Below are 17,172 nucleotides of genomic sequence, written 5' to 3' on the forward strand. Positions count from 1 at the left end.
TAACATAACCTTGAATTCTTATTGTCATTATAGGGGGGCGATTAAAAATCCGCAACGGTTTTTTTCAAAAAAAACTTCCTTTATGTAATATAATCTAACATTAAGTGCATACAGTGCAAATCGTTTAACATGATGCTCAGTGAAGAATAAACTAGGCTTCAAGGTTTTTTGTCACAACTATGACGTTTGACTGTATGGTTGAAGATCATGTATCATATTTCTATTAAAATGAAAATATAAATGCATTCATTAATGTCCAATTCAATGAAGGCTTGCGAGGTGATGAATGATGGGGATCACGAGCGGAAACCTTTTCCGGATCGGTGAGCTGGCCAAGGCTGCCGGAATCAGCGAAAGAACCATTGACTACTATACGAAGCTGGGTTTGATCTCCCCTGAAAAACGGACGTTAAAAAACTACCGGCTGTACAGTTCTGAAACCTTAAGCACTCTCGAACGTATTAATCAGTTGAAGCAAGAGAAATATACTCTCGATGAGATTAAGGAGAGACTGGATCGCTGGAAGTCGGTTGCCGATGATTCCGAAATGACGGAGAAGCTAACCAAACTCGAAATACAGATGAAACAGCTGGAACGGGATGTCAAGGAGCTCAACCCGCTTCTTAGCGAATTAAAACCCAGTCAAGCACGGGAGGTGCTCGCTAACATTCTTCCCAAGGGAGCTGCCTGTATCGAGTCGCTGCAAATTTTGCTGAACCAGTTCACTTCGATGTAATGATGCAACACCAAATTGACAACTTTGTATGGGGGTATGATAAATGTATTCTGACTGGATGTTTATACTCATTATTATTGCGTTTATATTCTCTCTCTGGGCTCAGTTCCGGGTCAAAGGCACGTTCAACAAATGGGCCAAGGTTGAAAACAGCACCGGCATGACCGGATACGATGCAGCGCGTCATATGCTGGATGCCAACGGACTCCATGACGTTCCGATTGAACCGGTGCCAGGCACGCTCTCTGACCACTATGACCCGACCAAACGCGTAGTCCGGTTGTCGGAGCCTGTTTATTACGAACGTACCATCTCGGCCGTCTCCGTCGCTTGTCACGAGGTAGGCCATGCGATCCAGCATGCGGAGCACTATCCGATGCTCGTAGCCCGTCACAAGATGTTCCCGGTCGTTAACTTTGCATCCGGTATCGCTCCGTTTCTCTTGATTGCCGGATTCCTGTTCCAAGCCATGAACCTGGTCGGTCTCGGCATTATCTTCTTCTCTTGCGCCGTTGCCTTCCAGCTTGTCACGCTGCCTGTCGAGTTTAACGCAAGCAACCGTGCCCGTCAGCTGATGGTTCAAGAAGGCTATATTGCCAATGACGAAGAACGCGGAGTCGCTAAGGTATTGAACGCTGCGGCCCTGACCTACGTCGCTGCAGCTTTGATCTCGCTGCTCGAGCTGATCCGTTACATCATGATCTTTACGAGCAACCGGGAATAAACCCGTTTGACATGAAGGACAACGATAAAGGGCTTTCCTCTCTACCTTGATTGGCGGAGACGGAAAGCCCTCTTTTTTATAATCACTTGATGATGTCCATCTTGAATTCTAGACTCTTAGGGGAAGAGAAGCGTCATTCCGCTTTCTCTTCCTTTTTCGGCGACGGATCAATGCCAAAATATTGAAGCAGAAACGCACGGAAGGCTTGCGCAACCGGTGGCAGCTTCTCGTCCGCGCGGTGAATCAGACCGATGGAACGCGTTACCTTCGGCTCCGAGATTCGGACGCGTGCCGGTTGAAGCGGATTCGTCTGGAACAGCGCCATTTCAGGTAGCAGGCTGACCCCCATGCCGGCAGCAACCAGCCCGCGGATCGTATCCGTCTCCTCGCCTTCAAAAGCAATTTTCGGCGTGAACCCGGCCTCCAGGCAGGCATGCCATACAATCGGGCGCAAGGAGTAGCCCTTGCTGAACAGCACAAAGCGCTCCTCCTTCAATTGCTCCAGCTTGATGGACTGCTCCCCCGCAAGCGGGTGATTCGGCGGCAGGATCGCAAACAGCTCCTCTGTCAACACGATATCTCCGTCCACTTGATCGTGGCGATCCGGAAACGGAGACACAAAAGCCAAATCCACTTCAGCCCCGACGACGTCCCGGATCAAAGTCGGGAACATGCCCTGCTTAAACCGGAACTTCACGTTCGGGTACTTCTTCCGAAATTCAGCCACGATGGACGGAATCAAATGTATGCCCAGGCTGTGAGGGAAACCGATGCGGATCTCCCCCTGCTCCGGGTCCAGAAATTCATGTATCTCGACGACCGCACGGTCCAAATCTTTCATAATGCTCTCCACCCGTTTGCAAAAAAGCTGGCCTACCGGGGTTAACTGCAGATTCCGGCCTTTTTGCATGAACAAATTAACACCCAGTTCTTCTTCCAACTGATGTATTTGACGGCTGACGGCCGACTGAGCCACATGAAGCTCTTCTGCCGCTTGGGTAACGTGTTCCTTTTGCGCAACCTTTACAAAGTATTGCAACTGTCGTAATTCCACGCCTTTTATCGCTCCATTCTTATTCCCTAGAAGACTTGAAGACTTTATCCAAATCATCCAATTCTATTATAACAGACCCTCTTAGGTCCGATTATGTTCGACGTTTGAATAATCGAATCATGAGACCGTAGAGGAAAAATCCGCCTACCAATCCGCCGACATGGGCTACAAGGCTGACCCCTGGGGTAAACGAGAACAAGATCCCCAATATAAGCAGGGTGAACAGCGTCTTGCGGGACGACTCATCAATGACATGCTGCTGGAACAAGGCGATGTACAGATAAGCGCCATAAGCTCCGTATATGGCTCCTGAGGCGCCTACAAGGAAGGTATAGCTATCCATGCGCTCATAATAAGCCAATCCGATTACATTACCAAGAACACCGCTGAGCAGATACAGAATGGCAAATTTCCAGCTCCCCATGATTCTCTCCAGCGGGGGAACGAATACCAGCAGTGCGAAGCTGTTGAACAACAAATGGTCAAATCCGTTATGGAGGAACATCGCCGTAAAGTATCTCCATGCCTGGTCGACGAACTGCGGCAAATCCGACAAAGCCCCATATTTCAGCAGCGTCATCGGATTCCTCGAACCGCCGTCAATGGATGTGATCACAAACATCACCAGGTTAATCACAAGCAGCAGCGATGTAACGGGATAATAACGCAAATAACTTTTCCAATTCTCATAACGTACGAATATCATAGCATCCTCCTCATCCTAAACCAGGCCAGGGGTGCCCTTTAGTGGACATTCCCTTTTTAAAAAGATTATAATGTACCATGAACCTGATCACCAAACTTTGATATCCAAGGAGGAGATTTCTCATGGCTCAAGAACGTTCAGGAGCTGCCACTTTCAAGGGCAATCCTATTACACTCATCGGACCACAGCTCAAGGCTGGTGATGCCGCGCCGGATTTTACCGTGAGCAAGAACCTGCTCGAAGACGTATCTCTTAAAGATTATGCAGGTAAAATCAAGCTGATCAGCGTCGTTCCTTCCCTCGACACCGGGGTATGCGACGCACAGACGCGCCGTTTCAACGAAGAGGCCGCCGGACTTGGCGACGATGTCGTGATCCTTACGATCAGTGCCGACCTTCCGTTCGCCCAGGCCCGCTGGTGCGGAGCTGCAGGCGTTGACCGGGTCATTACGCTGTCCGACTATAAATCGCGTTCTTTCGGTGAAGCGTATGGCGTGCTCATCAAGGAGTTTCAGCTCGACATGCGTTCGATCTTCGTCGTGGATGCTAACGATACCATCACCTACGTAGAATACCTTGGCGAAATGACGGAGCACCCGAATTACGAAGCTGCCATCGATGCCGTGAAATCTCTGCGTTAACACGCCGAAGGCTACATATGCGGCACACCTTTAAAAAGCGGGAGAGCAGCTCTCCCGCTTTTTCTTATTCTACTAAGCATCCACTTTATACTTGCTCAGTTTTTTGTCCAGTACAGCGTACAGGTTCAAGATGACCCGGTAGTTCGCCCCCAGATCCCCAAGGGAACCGCGGGATGCCGAATACATGTCAACTGCGCTGCGAACCGGACTGATGCCGAGCACGGATACGGTAATGTCCAGCGTACGTCCAAAGGAGGTTCTTTTCTCTAACGTGATTTCTCCCACGGATTTTACCTCATGCAGAACTTTGTAACCCGGAATTTTTTTCAGTGTCGAGGAAACCTCTTCAAAACACTTTTCTTTTGAAAGATTGTAATAACGCGTCTTCAGCTTGGGATCTTTAGCACGGTCGCTTGTGCCGTCATAGCTGCGCACGATACCGATTAGAACTCGTTTTAATGACAAAGACCGTTCCTCCTTTATAAATGACCGTTCCTTTCCATACTCTAGTTTAACATTGTTTATGCTTTCAGCAAACCTTTATATACAGCAAAAAGGCACCTCTTTCACTTCGAATTCGAAATAAAAGAGGTGCCCATTCATTGGCTTGACGAAACCCGCCTATGCCGTCCGGTAAACATTGTCTTCGAACCTGCTATAGCAGGTGGGTGACCGCAGAACCGCTTATGAATTCCCCTTGTCATATAGACAGGGCATTTCAGCCACGATTACGTATAGATCTCCCTAGACATCGTCATTGGTTCAAAACAACGGAAAACCGAAACGAACATCGCAGGATGTAGTCTTATTATAGGGGGTTTTGCCGGAAAAGTAAACCTCTCGTTATTTAAGGTTTCGATCCGTTCTCTCCCTTTTTGGCAGAATCCATGCTTTCCAGAAGAGCTTGCTCGGTTTCCGACTCCTCTTCCTCGGCCTTCTTCATTTTTTCCTGCTGCTCCTGCATTTTGGTAAAGGTCGCATAGAAGTTAAAGAACGCGAACAAGGCCATCAGGCAGAACAGGAAGAACACGAAGAGCACCGGCATTTGCGTGCCGATATACGCCAAGACAGCGCTTCCGATCAAAGTCGAAAATACGCGGAACGGACGAATCAGAGTCAGCAGCACCGCATTTTTTAGGAGCTGAGTCGTTTTCATCTCATAATGAACGGTCATGGAGAAGAAATTAAACAGGGAGACAAACAGTACGATGAGCAGCACCAGCATCACGATGCCGACAAGCTGGAAGCCATCGAGCTGCGTCATATAAACCGTGTAATCCACGTACATAATCACGAACAGCAGCGTATAAAAAATACCGCCGATCATGCTCTGCTTGTAATTTTCCTTATAACCCTTAAAGAACGTTTTGAACACGGACACGTCCGGATTGCCCATTACCCATTTCCGCACAACGGTAAATAAAGCCGCCGTAGCCGGAAATAAAACAAACGGTGATAATATTCCCAGGATCCAGTTCGACAGCAGCTGCTCGTTATGCGCTTCCGGTGTCTGAACGGCCATTAGGAATTTGGTTAGAACGATAAACAGGAAAGGCGATGTACAAATAACCCACAAGATGTTCGAAAAAGCAATACGGGTAATCCACTCGGTGAGCTTATATAAGCCACCCATGGCTCCTTTCATTTCCAAATCCGTTTCCTCCTCACTCAAATCATGCATGTATCTATTAATATACCTTATTTTGTACATGCATTGCCAGAGCCTAATTTATACGAACCTGGGTGTATATCCAATCCAGTGGCCCTGTTTCTCCATACGATATCACGTAATCCATTCAACAAGCTTGAATTTTCCAAATTTAAAGAGGAGGGATTATGTATGTCTTGTGAAGGCGGAGGTTACGGCTACGGAAATAACGTTGGTATTGTCCTGGTTCTGTTCATCCTGCTTGTAATTATTCTTAGCACATTCTATATCTAATGTCTCCTTAGTCATTATCGTGAAACAGATGGGCTGATCGTGGGTTTAAACTGCGCGGTTAATGGGGATGCACTCAGGGTGCATCCTCTTTAACCATGCACCAAAAGACGAAGCGCGGCTCCACTTGGCGTGGGCTGCTGCTTCGTCTTTTGGTGTTTCGGCAGGTTACTCCCGGTAAAGGAAGTTAGCCGTTATTATTCGTCTCCGCTCCGGTTAGGGCGACGCTCGCCGCCGCTGTAGGAACGCGGTTTGCGGTCACCGCTGTTGTTGCGGTCACGGTTGTAACCACCGCCATCGCGATCACGGTTGTAACCACCACCGCCGTCACGGTTGTATCCGCCTTTGGAGTAGCCGCCACGGTTACCGCCGCCGCCACTTCCGCCGTCACGGCGATATCCGCCGCTGTTGCCGCGTCCGCCATAACCGCCGCTAGGCTTGCGGCCATTACGGATATCCGGCTTCCGGCGTTTGGCGCGGATCGGATCCTCAGGGGTAAGGTGAATATCGGATGCTTCCTTCTTGTCGCCTGTCAGGATTTTCATTGCAGCTGCAAGCAATTGTACGGAATCGTACTGCTCCAGCAATTGAATGGCAAGACCTTTGTACTCGGTCAATTCCCCTTGCTCAATAATTTCAAGCACGCGCTCAGCGATGATGCGCTGTTTACCTTCGATCGCTTCGGCAATCGTTGGCAGCGGCTTGCGCGGAATACGGTGGCGCGTCACACGCTCGATGAAATACAGATGATCCATTTCACGCGGCGTCACGAAGGACCAGGCTGTACCTTCCTTGCCCGCACGGCCCGTACGTCCAATACGGTGTACATAGCTTTCCGGATCTTGCGGCAAGTCGAAGTTTACGACATGGGTAACGCCGGATACGTCGAGACCGCGCGCTGCCACGTCTGTCGCCACGAGAACATCGATGCTGCCGTCGCGGAATTTACGCATGACGGTATCACGTTGGTGCTGGGACAGGTCGCCATGGAGGCCATCTGCCGAATATCCGCGTTTTTGCAGGGCTTCTGCCAATTCGTCGACGCGGCGCTTGGTACGTCCGAAGACAATCGCAAGCTCAGGCGACTCCATATCCAGAAGGCGGCTCAAGGCTTCGAATTTTTGACGTTCAGGAACTTCGATATATGCTTGGTCGATCAGTGGAGCACTAACGTGCTTAGGAATAACGGATACATGCTCAGGTTCCTTTAGGAACTGGGATGCCAACTTCTGAATGTTAGCGGGCATAGTTGCGGAGAACAGCAAGGTTTGACGTTCTTCAGGAACAAGCTTTAGGATCGACTGGATGTCTTCCATGAAGCCCATGTCCAGCATTTCATCCGCTTCGTCCAATACAACGGTTTGTACGTCATCAAGACGGATGGTTTTTCTGTTGATGTGGTCAAGTAATCGACCCGGTGTACCGATAATAATCTGAGGCTTTCTTTTCAAAGCGCGGATTTGACGCCCGATATCCTGTCCGCCGTAAATAGCCAAGGAACGGATTCCTTTAAAACGGGACAGCTTGCCGATTTCTTCAGCAACCTGAATGGCAAGTTCACGGGTCGGTGTCATAATGAGAGCGACGATACGCTCCTCTTCCTTGGCGATTTTGTGGATAAGAGGTAGGCCGAATGCTGCTGTCTTACCTGTACCAGTCTGTGCTTGTCCAATCATATCCTTGCCGGTTAGAGCAATCGGAATCGATTGGGATTGAATCGGTGTGGCTTCCTCAAAGCCAAGCTCAGTGATTGCTTGCAGCACGCGCGGCTCCAAGCCAAAATCTGCGAAATTTTTCAATAGGTTCATACTCCTTCTATCTGTGGACTTCCACTTTCTTCTCTGTATTCTTAAGTAGTGGTAACGTTTATAGGCTTTCCCGGCCAGCAGGATTTTCTGCACGAGGTGAACCGGTATATTTCTCTTATCACCAGTATGGTGACTGGTTAATGTATAATCATCCTGATAAGCTTGCAAAGTTATCAATGTAACGGACTACTCAAGAATATCCAATACATTATATCACAAAACATTTCTGGAATACCAGCAAGCTTAAAGAAGTCATAATAACCGGGAGGTGATTCCTATGTTGAAGCGTCTATGGACCTATTTCTCGATCGTATTCGGGGGCATGATTATCGCCGCCGGATTCAATTTGTTTCTGATTCCCCACCATCTGCTCAGCGGCGGCGTATCCGGCGTGGCTCTCGTGATCGGTTATTTCACGCCGCTTAATATCAGCATCATGTATTTTGTGCTCAACATTCCGATCCTGATCACCGGCTGGTTCAAGCTGGGCAAAAGGTTCGTCGGTCTCAGCATCCTCTCGGTTATCGTCACAACCTTGTTTCTGGAGCTTATCCCGGTGAATCACGTTGCAACCGACATGCTTCTGTCCTCGGTTTTCGGCGGCGTGCTTGTCGGGTTCGGCACCGGTCTCTCCTTTCGGGTCGGCGGTTCAACCGGGGGCTTCGATATCATCGGCTCCCTGGTCACGAAATATCGGGACTTCCCCGTCGGCAGCGTACTGGTGACGCTGAACGCCATCGTCATCATGGCGGTAGCATATCTGGAGCAGGATTGGAACTTGGCGCTCGCTTCCATGGCCTCCATCTATGTTGCCGGTAAAATGGTGGATATGCTTCACATCAGCCACATCAAGGTGACCGTCTTTATCGTCACGAACCGGACGGAGGCCTTGCTGGAGAAGCTGCTCAAGCGCCCCCGCGGCATAACCAAGATCAAAACCCAGGGCGCTTTCAGCCATAAAGAGAAGGATATGCTCATGACCGTCACGACACGATATGAGCTGGCTGAGCTGAAGCAAATCATTACGGAAACCGATCCCGAGGCTTTCGTCAATATCGTGGAAACGACGGCCGTCATGGGGCAATTCCGCAAGAACTAAATATTTACCAGGTGTGAGAGTACGGTAAATATGTGGTATAATATTTGTGCGCGGTTCCTACAATATTCATGAGATCTGATTCCCGGGCGTACGCTCAGGCCCAATTTTAATTGTTTTTCCGTTTTACAAAAGAACGTCCTGCCTAACCAATTCGGAAGGAAAGGGTGATTTTTATGGAAATGGAAACGGTAAAATTGTCACAAATCGTCATGAAGTGGTTCCCGGAAATGATACCGTTCTTCAGACAGAACGAATTGAATTCCATGATCGTTCTTAGGGACGGGCTGAGTATTCTGGAGCAGGAGGACGCTCTTGAGATCATTCAGTTCAGCATTTGCGAGCATCAGAATCAAACTCCGCTTCATTAATTTTAAAGCAACACGCGATCATTGCACGACAAATGCCGTTCTTCTCCGGTCCAGGTAAAATCCACCGGTGAAAAACGGCATTTTTTTATGAGAAAATGTGAATTCTATAGGCACGTCATTTCCCGTTAAGCAGCAAAAGGCCGCATGTAACCGCTATCCATCTTCTTTGTGTTTCTAATCCGACTTGTCACTCCCCATGTTCACACGTTGTTCACGGTAAACTTGCCGCTAATGTCGAACTTTAACGTTTAAAACGCCCTTCACCCGTTTAATGAACTAGGTACGCTCGCCCACCGTTTCCAATTTATTGTCGTTTGTAACAATCCTGTTCTTTTTGAAGGCAACCGTTCCTTTATAATCATGATGTGAATGTACACAAGGGAGAGAGTAATTATGAATATCATCTTGGCTTTATTCATCTTGGCATCCGCGGGTTTAGGCAGTTCCAGTCCGCAGGAAGGCAATCTTACCGCCAAACTTCAGGCCTCATTAAACACCGCCATGATCCAGGGCATGCACCAAAACAACAGCCAAGGCCACGGCCAAACCGAGGGCAAAGGCCAGGGGCAAAGCGGCATCAAGCCGAATACGACGGCAATCGATCCGCAGGTCGACGCGCCTAAAGTCAAGGGCATTTATGTAACGGCTTATAGCGCAGGCGGCTCCAGAATGAATCAGCTGGTGGATCTTTTGGACAACACCGATCTCAATGCCATGGTCATTGACATCAAGGATGATGAAGGATACATAACGTACAAGACCGATAATCCTAAACTGAAGGAACTCGGCAAATCCCAGCCGTTTATCAAAGACATCAAGCAGCTGATGAAGCGGTTGGAGAAACACGATATCTATCCGATCGCCAGGGTGGTTGTGTTCAAGGATACCATTCTCGCCAAGAAAAACCCGGAGCTTTCCTTCCGTAAAAACGATGGCACCGTATGGACCAACGGCGGCGGCGACAGCTTCGTCAACCCGTACAGCAAAGAGGTGTGGGATTACAACATCGAGATCGCCAAAGAAGCCGCCAAACTCGGATTCAAGGAAATCCAGTTCGATTATGTTCGTTTTCCGGAAGGTTTCGAGAAACGGGCCGATTCCCTGAAATATACCAAGACGGATCAATCGCGCGTGGACGTGGTATCCGATTTTGTGCAGTATGCCCGGGAAGAGCTTGCACCGCTCGGCATCCGCGTATCCGTTGACATCTTCGGCTATGCGGCCTCGGTGCCTGCGGCAGAAGGCATCGGGCAGGACTTCGTGAAAATCTCCAAAAACGTCGATATCATCAGCCCGATGGTATATCCGAGCCATTACACGGCGGGATGGTTCGGCTCCCCCGTTCCGGACAAGGCTCCTTACCAGACCATCAAGGGATCCATGGAAGACACCCACAAGAAGCTCGAGGAGCTGGGAGAGCAGAAGCCGATCATCCGGCCTTGGATTCAGGACTTTACCGCCAGCTGGCTCGGAAGCGGAAACTATGCCAAATACGGCAAAAAGGAAATCGAGGAGCAGATTCGCGCCCTCAAAGACACGAACGTCGATGAATACTTACTCTGGAATGCTTCCAACCGTTATACGGAAGGCGTCACTCATAAATAATCACTCATTCGTTTCGAAAGGGTCGGCCATCTTTTATGGCCGGCCCTTTCTTCCGTTTGAACGATGGTGAACCCCTCTCTTGACAGCCAATGCTATGATGAAGATTAGGGTCGGACTACCGACCCTGAACAAGCAAGCTGACGCACCCCGATTCAAACGCTGGTTGAGTTACGGCTTGCCGCTCAATAAGCCCGTTATTGTACCCGCTCAGGGCAGGGTCCTACAATATAGGAACAGCGTCATAAAAACTTCAACGAAAGAAAGGCAAATTACAATGCAACCGACCACTACAACACGGGGAAAGCTGAAACAATTCGCGATCATTCTCGTCCCCATTCTCGTAACGCAGCTTGCTTTATCGGCCATTACTTTTTTTGACACCAATATGTCGGGAAAATTCAGCTCGGTCGACTTGGCAGGCGTAGCCATCGCTACAAGCATTTGGATTCCGGTCCAAACCGGACTCAGCGGAATTCTCATGGGAATCACCCCCATCGTTTCGCAGCTCGTCGGCGGACGACAGGAACAAAAAGTCGCCTATCAGGTCAACCAGGCGCTCTGGCTGTCCGTCTTACTGGCCATCGTCGTCCTTGCGATCGGGTATGCCGTCGTACCGAGCATTCTTGGTGCCATGAACCTGGAGCCTGAGGTTCGGCGGATTGCTTCCCATTTTCTTGCCGCCATCTCGATCGGCATCATTCCGTTGTTTGCCTACACCGTGCTTCGCAGCTTCATCGATGCGCTCGGGCAAACAAAAATTTCGATGGTCATCACGCTGATCACCCTCCCGGTGAACGTAGGCTTGAATGCCCTATTGATCTATGGTTACTGGGGCTTTCCGCGATTGGGAGGCGTAGGTGCCGGCCTGGCGTCCGCCATTACCTATTGGACGGTTCTGGTGATCGCCATCGTCATCATCCATAGAAATCACCCATTCTCTCCATTCGGTATCTTCAGGCAGCTTCGGGGAGTATCCCTGAGCGCTTGGAAGGGCCTGTTAAAAATCGGCGTGCCGATCGGGTTCTCGATTTTTCTCGAGACCGCAGTCTTCGCCGCGGTGACTTTGCTCATGAGCAGCTTTGACACGGCTACCATTGCCGCGCATCAGGCCGCCTTGAATTTCGCTACGACACTGTACATGCTGCCGTTAAGCATATGCATGAGCTTAACCATTCTTGTAGGCTTTGAAGCCGGCTCGGGCCGGATGAAAGATGCCTGGAAGTACGCCAAGCTCGGCATCGGCACGGCCGTCATCCTGTCGCTGATCACCGCTGTCGTCCTGTTTATGGCCGGCCGCCAGGTTGCCGGTTTATATTCCAACGAGCCTGAGGTCGTGGCGTTGATCCAGCATTTCCTGCTGTTCGCGATTTTCTTCCAGATCTCGGACGCGATCGCCACGCCGACCCAAGGAGCGCTGCGAGGCTACAAAGACGTTAACGTCGCTTTTATGCTCGCTTTTCTATCGTTCTGGGTCATTGGCCTGCCTGTGGGATACGTGCTCGCCAACTATACCGATTGGCAAGCCTTCGGCTACTGGATCGGGTTGATCACGGGACTTGGGGTAGGCGCGGCCCTGATGCTTATGCGCCTGGTCAAAGTCCAACGCAAGTTCGCTGGCCAGGCAAAAACAACGTCCTTATCCGCATCATAAGACTACGGACCGCATATCGCGGAAGTTGTTATTGCGACATCAGGATGGTCTAACATTTATACTAAAAAAGACCGTCTCCAAGCAGAATGGATTCTGCCATGGAGACGGTCTTTTATCGTTATCGTCAAAACGGACTTATTGGGACAATCGCAATGCCAGATCGTACAGATCCCGGTCAAATTCCTTCTTGGTGTTAACGACCTTGTCAATGTCCGTAAGGACCAGTTCGCCTTTGATGATGCCGCATCCTTTGTCGGATTGGCCATCAATCAGGCTGCGAACCGCAAAATCGCCGAGACGGCTTGCCAAATTGCGGTCAAACGGAGTCGGAGCTCCGCCGCGCTGGATATGACCAAGCACGGTTACGCGGGCATCGATTGACGCATGGCACTCTTTCAGATCGTGGACAACATCCTCGCCGCGTCCGACGCCTTCCGCTACGATAATGATGCTGTGGCGCTTGCCTTTTGCAAAATTCTCGCGAAGACGCGTCGCCACTTCATCAAGATTGTACTCCACTTCCGGCACCAAGATGGTCTCTGCCCCGGAAGCCAGGCCCGCGTGAAGGGCGATATCGCCGCAGTGGCGTCCCATAACTTCTACAACCGACGAGCGGGCATGGGAAGACATCGTATCGCGCAATTTGTTTACAGCGTCTACAACGACGCTGACCGCTGTATCAAAACCGATCGTATAGTCGGTAAAGGAAATATCATTATCAATCGTGCCCGGAAGACCCATCGTTTTGATTCCGAGCTTGCTCAGCTTGTTCGCACCTTGGTACGAGCCGTCTCCGCCGATGACGACTAAACCGTCGATGCCGTGCTGATTCAGAATGTCGGCGCCTTTCTGCTGCCCTTCCGCCGTCTTGAACTCCTCACAACGGGCGGAACGAAGAATCGTGCCTCCGCGCTGGATGATATCCCCTACGCTGCGAAGGTCCATTTTGATAATGTCGTTTTCGAGAAGACCTTGGTAACCGCGTTGAATCCCGTATACCTCTAGTCCATAATACAAACCGCTCCGTACAACGGCGCGCAGCGCCGCGTTCATCCCTTGGGAATCGCCACCACTTGTAAGAACTGCAATTTTTTTAACCTCTGCCATGTCTCTTTTCCTCCTTCAATGTCACTCATGCTTATGCTTACGAATCCATCGGCTGTTGACGTAGAAAAAAATCCGGGTCATCGGGCTCTTCTTCATCAAACGTTTGGATACGGTGCGAACCAGTTGCTGCTCGCTGACTTTTGGATCGGATAAATATAACGCCAGTAACCCCTCAATGATCATACGATGAAAAGGGGTCGAGGGAATCGTTCTGACATCCTTCCGGGCCCACTCAACAATGGAAGCTATACGGTTCAGCATCGTATCGGCATCTTCGTAATAATTACAAAAGTTCAGATCGCCGCCCAGCCTGTCTTCGTCTTGATCAATAAGATAATCCAGCATAATGTGGAGACTGCATACATTCGGAAAATAAGACGCATGAATGGACGATGCATCCTCGTCATCCAGAAACGGATCGGTTGCAGCCAAGAACAGCATGAACACACCCAAGGTTGATCCCGTTGCAGCCGCAAACTCGTTCCACCGCAGATGCGGTGTCCGGTGTGCATGCCGGGACCACCATTCAAGCAATGCCGCTTCTCTCTTATCCGGATGGATGTGCTTGTATACCTGCAAATCGGTATAAAGCCCAGCCAAATCCCTTATGTAGGGCTTTGCCGCTTCATATCCTGATAATTGCCCGATGCAATCCCGGCATTTCTGCACAAGGCGGAGAAGATAACCTCCGTCCTCCCTTTCGGACCGGAGCGCGTAATAATCAGCCGGCTCCATTTCAGGTGTAACGGCATCCAGCATCGACTGATGGAGCTGTCTGAAATCCGCTGGATCCAGCGAAGTACTGCGGTCACATAAATTATCGAGATAATCGCTAATTGTCTGGTAAGCTACAATCAATGGAATGAGAATGTGCTTTTCCGGCAGATTGGCTGCGGCATACACCGCACCGCCCTGGCAGTGAAATCTTTTGGTATCTATACTGGCCAGTGCCTGCTTTCGTAGCTCCTCATCCGGAATTTGCTCAGCCTCCCGGCGCCACTTCTCCAATTCGCTCCGCACTTCCGGGAGTATGAATTTGTACACCCGGCTCATCAGCCCGACCGGACTGCGCGGAACCTTACGGCTTAGCTCTTGATTATTCAATGAACTCTGCCTCCACATGGTTGTCTTTTTATACCTATCCAAATCAAACCTATTATAATATGATCGCCCATTTTGCACAAATAACACAGATCATTGACGGGGGTCGGCCGTTAACGCATTCTATTATCCATCTATCTCCAATCAGCGATATGTTATATACTAGTCGGAGTTGAACAACAGACCATGAACTTCGCGAATGCCGTTTCATCCACCGGTCCACGGGTTCATGAAAGAACGGAGATCCCCAGCATGAAACTTCCCGCTTCGTCCAGACCGGATCAGAATTGGCTCCGCGCCTTTATGTTTACGATATTCGGCACGACAGCCCTTGTCATTTCTTATTTTCCGCTTTATTACAGAGAGATCGGCTTCAGCAGCGCGCAGATCGGCTATCTGTATGCCATCGGCCCGTTGATATCCATGTTCTCCAACATGATTTGGAGCTACACGAGCGACAAATACCGGACCATCAAGCGCATCATGAACATTCTGATTATCGGGCAGCTTGTCACGATGCTCATCCTATGGCAGGTTGCAAGCTTCGGCGTTGTATTGATTACGATCAGCTTGTTTTATTTCTTCTACTACCCGGTCTATCCATTGGCGGATACGATGGCCATCCAGACGGCGCAGCGGTACGGTCGCAGCTTTACCGTCATCCGCGTATTCGGCTCGCTCGGCTACGCGTTCTTCGCCCTTGGCATTGGATATGCCATCGGTGCAGCGGGCGCTTCGGCTGCGCTGTCGATCGGCATCGGGATCGGCGTGTTTACGCTCATATGCTCCTTTCTTATCCGCGATGGCGTCGCGGCCAAATCAGAGCCTGTGGAACTGGCAGCCCTGCTCAAAATATTGCGTTCGAAAGAAATATTGTGGTTCTTCGGCTGCACCTTCTGTCTTGCCATCGCCCACCGCATGAATGAAGCCTTTCTGACGCTCACCTTATCGGGGCTTGGTGCAGGCGAGGGTCTTATCGGGTGGTCCTTGATGATCTCGGCTGCCAGCGAGATCCCGATTTTTTTCCTGCTGAGCAAGTATGGAGACAAGATGAAGGAGCTGCCGCTGCTCGGCTTTGCAAGCCTGATGTTTGCGCTCCGCTTCCTGCTCATGGCGCTGGCGTCCGATCCGTTGTCGGTGCTCGCCGTCCAGTCGCTTCACAGCATTACCTTCGGCGTGTTCTATGTAACCGCGGTCCGTTATATTACCAGGATCATTCCGTGGCAGTACCGGGCGACCGGGATGGCGCTCTTCATTATTTTCTGGTCAAGCGTCTCAGGGCTTCTCAGTGGAGCTTTCGGCGGTTTGCTGTTCGAAGCCGCGGGGAGATCGTCCTTCTACCTGCTTGCAGCCCTCCTGTCCTTCGCTGCCTGCCTCGGCTTTATCTACCGGCACCTCTTCGCCAAGCCGGAGGAGATGCATACCTCTGGATTCGGCGCCTAGAATACAGCGCGAAACGCCCCCTGGGTATAAGATCATAAAGGCAAGTACGGACCGGGTATCGATCCGAACCTGCCTTTGGTTGATCCTGACCAGACCTGCTTGACCCAAAAGAATACAAAAAAGCACAGTTCTCGGTAGAGAACTGTGCTTCATGCCTTGGTAATTCTATAAGATCTCCGTATCGGGAGTTAGCTTACAGTTTTGTTACGTTGGCTGCTTGAGGACCACGGTTACCTTCTGTGATGTCGAACTCAACCGCTTGACCTTCTTCCAAACTCTTGAAGCCTTCTTCTTGAATTGCGGAGAAGTGTACGAATACATCCTCGCCACCTTCAACGGAAATGAAGCCGTAACCTTTTTCTGCGTTAAACCATTTAACTGTACCTTTCAAATGAACAACCTCCTAAAAATACCGCCATCTATGGCGAATATCCATATTATATCCCATGTTTTCTGACAATGCAATCCGTCAATTCACCCTAAGGGGCTTTTTTCGGCACACTATTTTAATCAGAAGATGATTTGCTTTTAAGCCCGCGAGTGCGTTATCATTTACCCAAAAGCCTAAGTAGCAAACGGAGATGCATATGATCAAAAAACATGAAATATACAAAAAAGACAAGTGGAACATGATGACGGTCGAAGTTCAGGGCCGATACATCGTTCTTCGCGAAATTTCCGACCAGTGGGGTGAAGAGACCCATACCTTCATGAGTCGGCCAGCCTTGATGCACTGGGCTCAAAACCGCTTTCCCAAAGAAGATTTCGAAGGCCGGGAAGATGAGTGGAGAGAAATGATGGCTGCCTTTAAGCAGGTGTAATGGATGGATTATACGAATATCGTCATCTTCATTATTCTGGCCTTCAGTCTGGGTGCCATCATGATCATGTACCGGGATCGGATACCCCAAAGACTGAGAAGGGGGATGGCCCTGATTGCCGTCGCCTTTATCTTGTTTGCCTTTTACCTTATTGTATACAGTTTCTTGAATCTGGGTTCCTCGTAAATTTATAGGATGAAAGTGGCGGGTACGCGGCATACTATCGCTCGGATGCTTCAATTCGAGGAGGTATTATGCCATGAGAGGCGCCAAGGTGCTCTGCATTACGCTTGCCATCAGCTTGCTAGCTCTTTCCGCTGCCCGCTCCGAAGTCTTGTCTGAAGGAACCCGGACTCCAACTAATCCATA

General features: G+C 50.0%; 19 protein-coding genes and 1 other RNA gene. 11 read left to right on the plus strand and 9 right to left on the minus strand.

The features are described 5' to 3' along the window. Positions 1-286 precede the first annotated feature (286 nt). A complete protein-coding gene (locus MHH82_RS23225) occupies positions 287-736 on the plus strand; it encodes a MerR family transcriptional regulator (RefSeq protein WP_009594823.1) in 450 nt (149 codons plus the stop codon). Positions 737-779: 43 nt separating this feature from the next. Then, the gene (locus MHH82_RS23230) at positions 780-1,460 is read left to right on the plus strand and encodes a zinc metallopeptidase (protein WP_009594846.1); all 681 of its coding nucleotides are present in this window, start codon (positions 780-782) and stop codon (positions 1,458-1,460) included. Between the two features lie 133 nt (positions 1,461-1,593). Here MHH82_RS23230 and MHH82_RS23235 read toward each other — a convergent pair whose 3' ends face one another. Further along, entirely contained in the window at positions 1,594-2,514 is a 921-nt protein-coding gene (locus tag MHH82_RS23235) for a LysR family transcriptional regulator (protein ID WP_009594790.1), read from the minus strand. A gap of 91 nt (positions 2,515-2,605) precedes the next feature. Then, the gene (locus tag MHH82_RS23240) at positions 2,606-3,220 is read right to left on the minus strand and encodes a rhomboid family intramembrane serine protease (protein WP_015736694.1); all 615 of its coding nucleotides are present in this window, start codon (positions 3,218-3,220) and stop codon (positions 2,606-2,608) included. Positions 3,221-3,342: 122 nt separating this feature from the next. Between MHH82_RS23240 and tpx the strand changes: the two genes are divergently transcribed. Next, positions 3,343-3,861, plus strand: a complete 519-nt coding sequence (gene tpx, locus MHH82_RS23245; RefSeq protein WP_009594784.1) for a thiol peroxidase — start codon at positions 3,343-3,345, stop codon at positions 3,859-3,861. Between the two features lie 72 nt (positions 3,862-3,933). On the opposite strand, the gene MHH82_RS23250 is transcribed toward tpx, so the two are convergent. The 3 genes from MHH82_RS23250 to MHH82_RS23260 form a co-directional block, all read right to left on the minus strand. Further along, positions 3,934-4,326 carry a DUF1499 domain-containing protein gene (locus MHH82_RS23250; protein WP_006211699.1) on the minus strand — a complete coding sequence of 131 codons (393 nt, stop codon included), beginning with the start codon at positions 4,324-4,326 and terminating at the stop codon, positions 3,934-3,936. Between the two features lie 145 nt (positions 4,327-4,471). Continuing rightward, positions 4,472-4,663: non-coding RNA, 6S RNA (gene ssrS, locus MHH82_RS23255), on the minus strand. Between the two features lie 45 nt (positions 4,664-4,708). Continuing rightward, positions 4,709-5,512, minus strand: a complete 804-nt coding sequence (locus tag MHH82_RS23260) for a YesL family protein (RefSeq protein WP_015736695.1) — start codon at positions 5,510-5,512, stop codon at positions 4,709-4,711. Between the two features lie 189 nt (positions 5,513-5,701). Between MHH82_RS23260 and MHH82_RS23265 the strand changes: the two genes are divergently transcribed. Further along, positions 5,702-5,803, plus strand: a complete 102-nt coding sequence (locus tag MHH82_RS23265) for a hypothetical protein (protein ID WP_015736696.1) — start codon at positions 5,702-5,704, stop codon at positions 5,801-5,803. Positions 5,804-5,997: 194 nt separating this feature from the next. Here MHH82_RS23265 and MHH82_RS23270 read toward each other — a convergent pair whose 3' ends face one another. Beyond that, a complete protein-coding gene (locus tag MHH82_RS23270) occupies positions 5,998-7,599 on the minus strand; it encodes a DEAD/DEAH box helicase (protein WP_009594830.1) in 1,602 nt (533 codons plus the stop codon). A 286-nt stretch (positions 7,600-7,885) separates the two neighbouring features. Between MHH82_RS23270 and MHH82_RS23275 the strand changes: the two genes are divergently transcribed. The 4 genes from MHH82_RS23275 (at position 7,886) to MHH82_RS23290 (ending at position 12,331) form a co-directional block, all read left to right on the plus strand. Next, positions 7,886-8,707 carry a YitT family protein gene (locus tag MHH82_RS23275; RefSeq protein WP_015736697.1) on the plus strand — a complete coding sequence of 274 codons (822 nt, stop codon included), beginning with the start codon at positions 7,886-7,888 and terminating at the stop codon, positions 8,705-8,707. Between the two features lie 173 nt (positions 8,708-8,880). After that, positions 8,881-9,075 (plus strand): hypothetical protein, encoded by a 195-nt coding sequence (locus MHH82_RS23280; protein ID WP_006211704.1) that lies wholly within the window; start codon positions 8,881-8,883, stop codon positions 9,073-9,075. A gap of 393 nt (positions 9,076-9,468) precedes the next feature. Then, positions 9,469-10,680 carry a putative glycoside hydrolase gene (locus MHH82_RS23285; protein ID WP_340967980.1) on the plus strand — a complete coding sequence of 404 codons (1,212 nt, stop codon included), beginning with the start codon at positions 9,469-9,471 and terminating at the stop codon, positions 10,678-10,680. Between the two features lie 97 nt (positions 10,681-10,777). Then, positions 10,778-12,331, plus strand: coding sequence for an MATE family efflux transporter (locus MHH82_RS23290; RefSeq protein WP_340970116.1), 1,554 nt, complete (start codon positions 10,778-10,780; stop codon positions 12,329-12,331). 135 nt (positions 12,332-12,466) lie between these two features. Here the strand turns inward: MHH82_RS23290 and pfkA are convergent, their stop codons facing one another. Both pfkA and MHH82_RS23300 read right to left on the minus strand, forming a co-directional pair. After that, positions 12,467-13,438 carry a 6-phosphofructokinase gene (gene pfkA, locus MHH82_RS23295; protein ID WP_009594803.1) on the minus strand — a complete coding sequence of 324 codons (972 nt, stop codon included), beginning with the start codon at positions 13,436-13,438 and terminating at the stop codon, positions 12,467-12,469. Positions 13,439-13,459: 21 nt separating this feature from the next. Beyond that, on the minus strand, positions 13,460-14,542 hold the full coding sequence (locus tag MHH82_RS23300) for a tetraprenyl-beta-curcumene synthase family protein (RefSeq protein ID WP_015736700.1): 1,083 nt from the start codon (positions 14,540-14,542) through the stop codon (positions 13,460-13,462). 249 nt (positions 14,543-14,791) lie between these two features. Here MHH82_RS23300 and MHH82_RS23305 point away from each other — a divergent pair, with 249 nt between their 5' ends. Further along, positions 14,792-15,982 carry an MFS transporter gene (locus tag MHH82_RS23305; protein ID WP_340967982.1) on the plus strand — a complete coding sequence of 397 codons (1,191 nt, stop codon included), beginning with the start codon at positions 14,792-14,794 and terminating at the stop codon, positions 15,980-15,982. Between the two features lie 193 nt (positions 15,983-16,175). On the opposite strand, the gene MHH82_RS23310 is transcribed toward MHH82_RS23305, so the two are convergent. Continuing rightward, positions 16,176-16,373: a cold shock domain-containing protein gene (locus MHH82_RS23310; protein ID WP_006211711.1), complete on the minus strand. Its 198-nt coding sequence runs from the start codon at positions 16,371-16,373 to the stop codon at positions 16,176-16,178. A gap of 196 nt (positions 16,374-16,569) precedes the next feature. On the opposite strand from MHH82_RS23310, the gene MHH82_RS23315 reads away from it, so the two are divergent. Together MHH82_RS23315 and MHH82_RS23320 are read left to right on the plus strand one after the other, a co-directional pair. After that, positions 16,570-16,803 carry a hypothetical protein gene (locus MHH82_RS23315; protein ID WP_009594800.1) on the plus strand — a complete coding sequence of 78 codons (234 nt, stop codon included), beginning with the start codon at positions 16,570-16,572 and terminating at the stop codon, positions 16,801-16,803. Between the two features lie 3 nt (positions 16,804-16,806). Then, the gene (locus MHH82_RS23320; protein WP_015736702.1) at positions 16,807-16,989 is read left to right on the plus strand and encodes a hypothetical protein; all 183 of its coding nucleotides are present in this window, start codon (positions 16,807-16,809) and stop codon (positions 16,987-16,989) included. Positions 16,990-17,172 lie beyond the last annotated feature (183 nt).

This window comes from Bacillus sp. FSL K6-6540, from assembly GCF_038007545.1.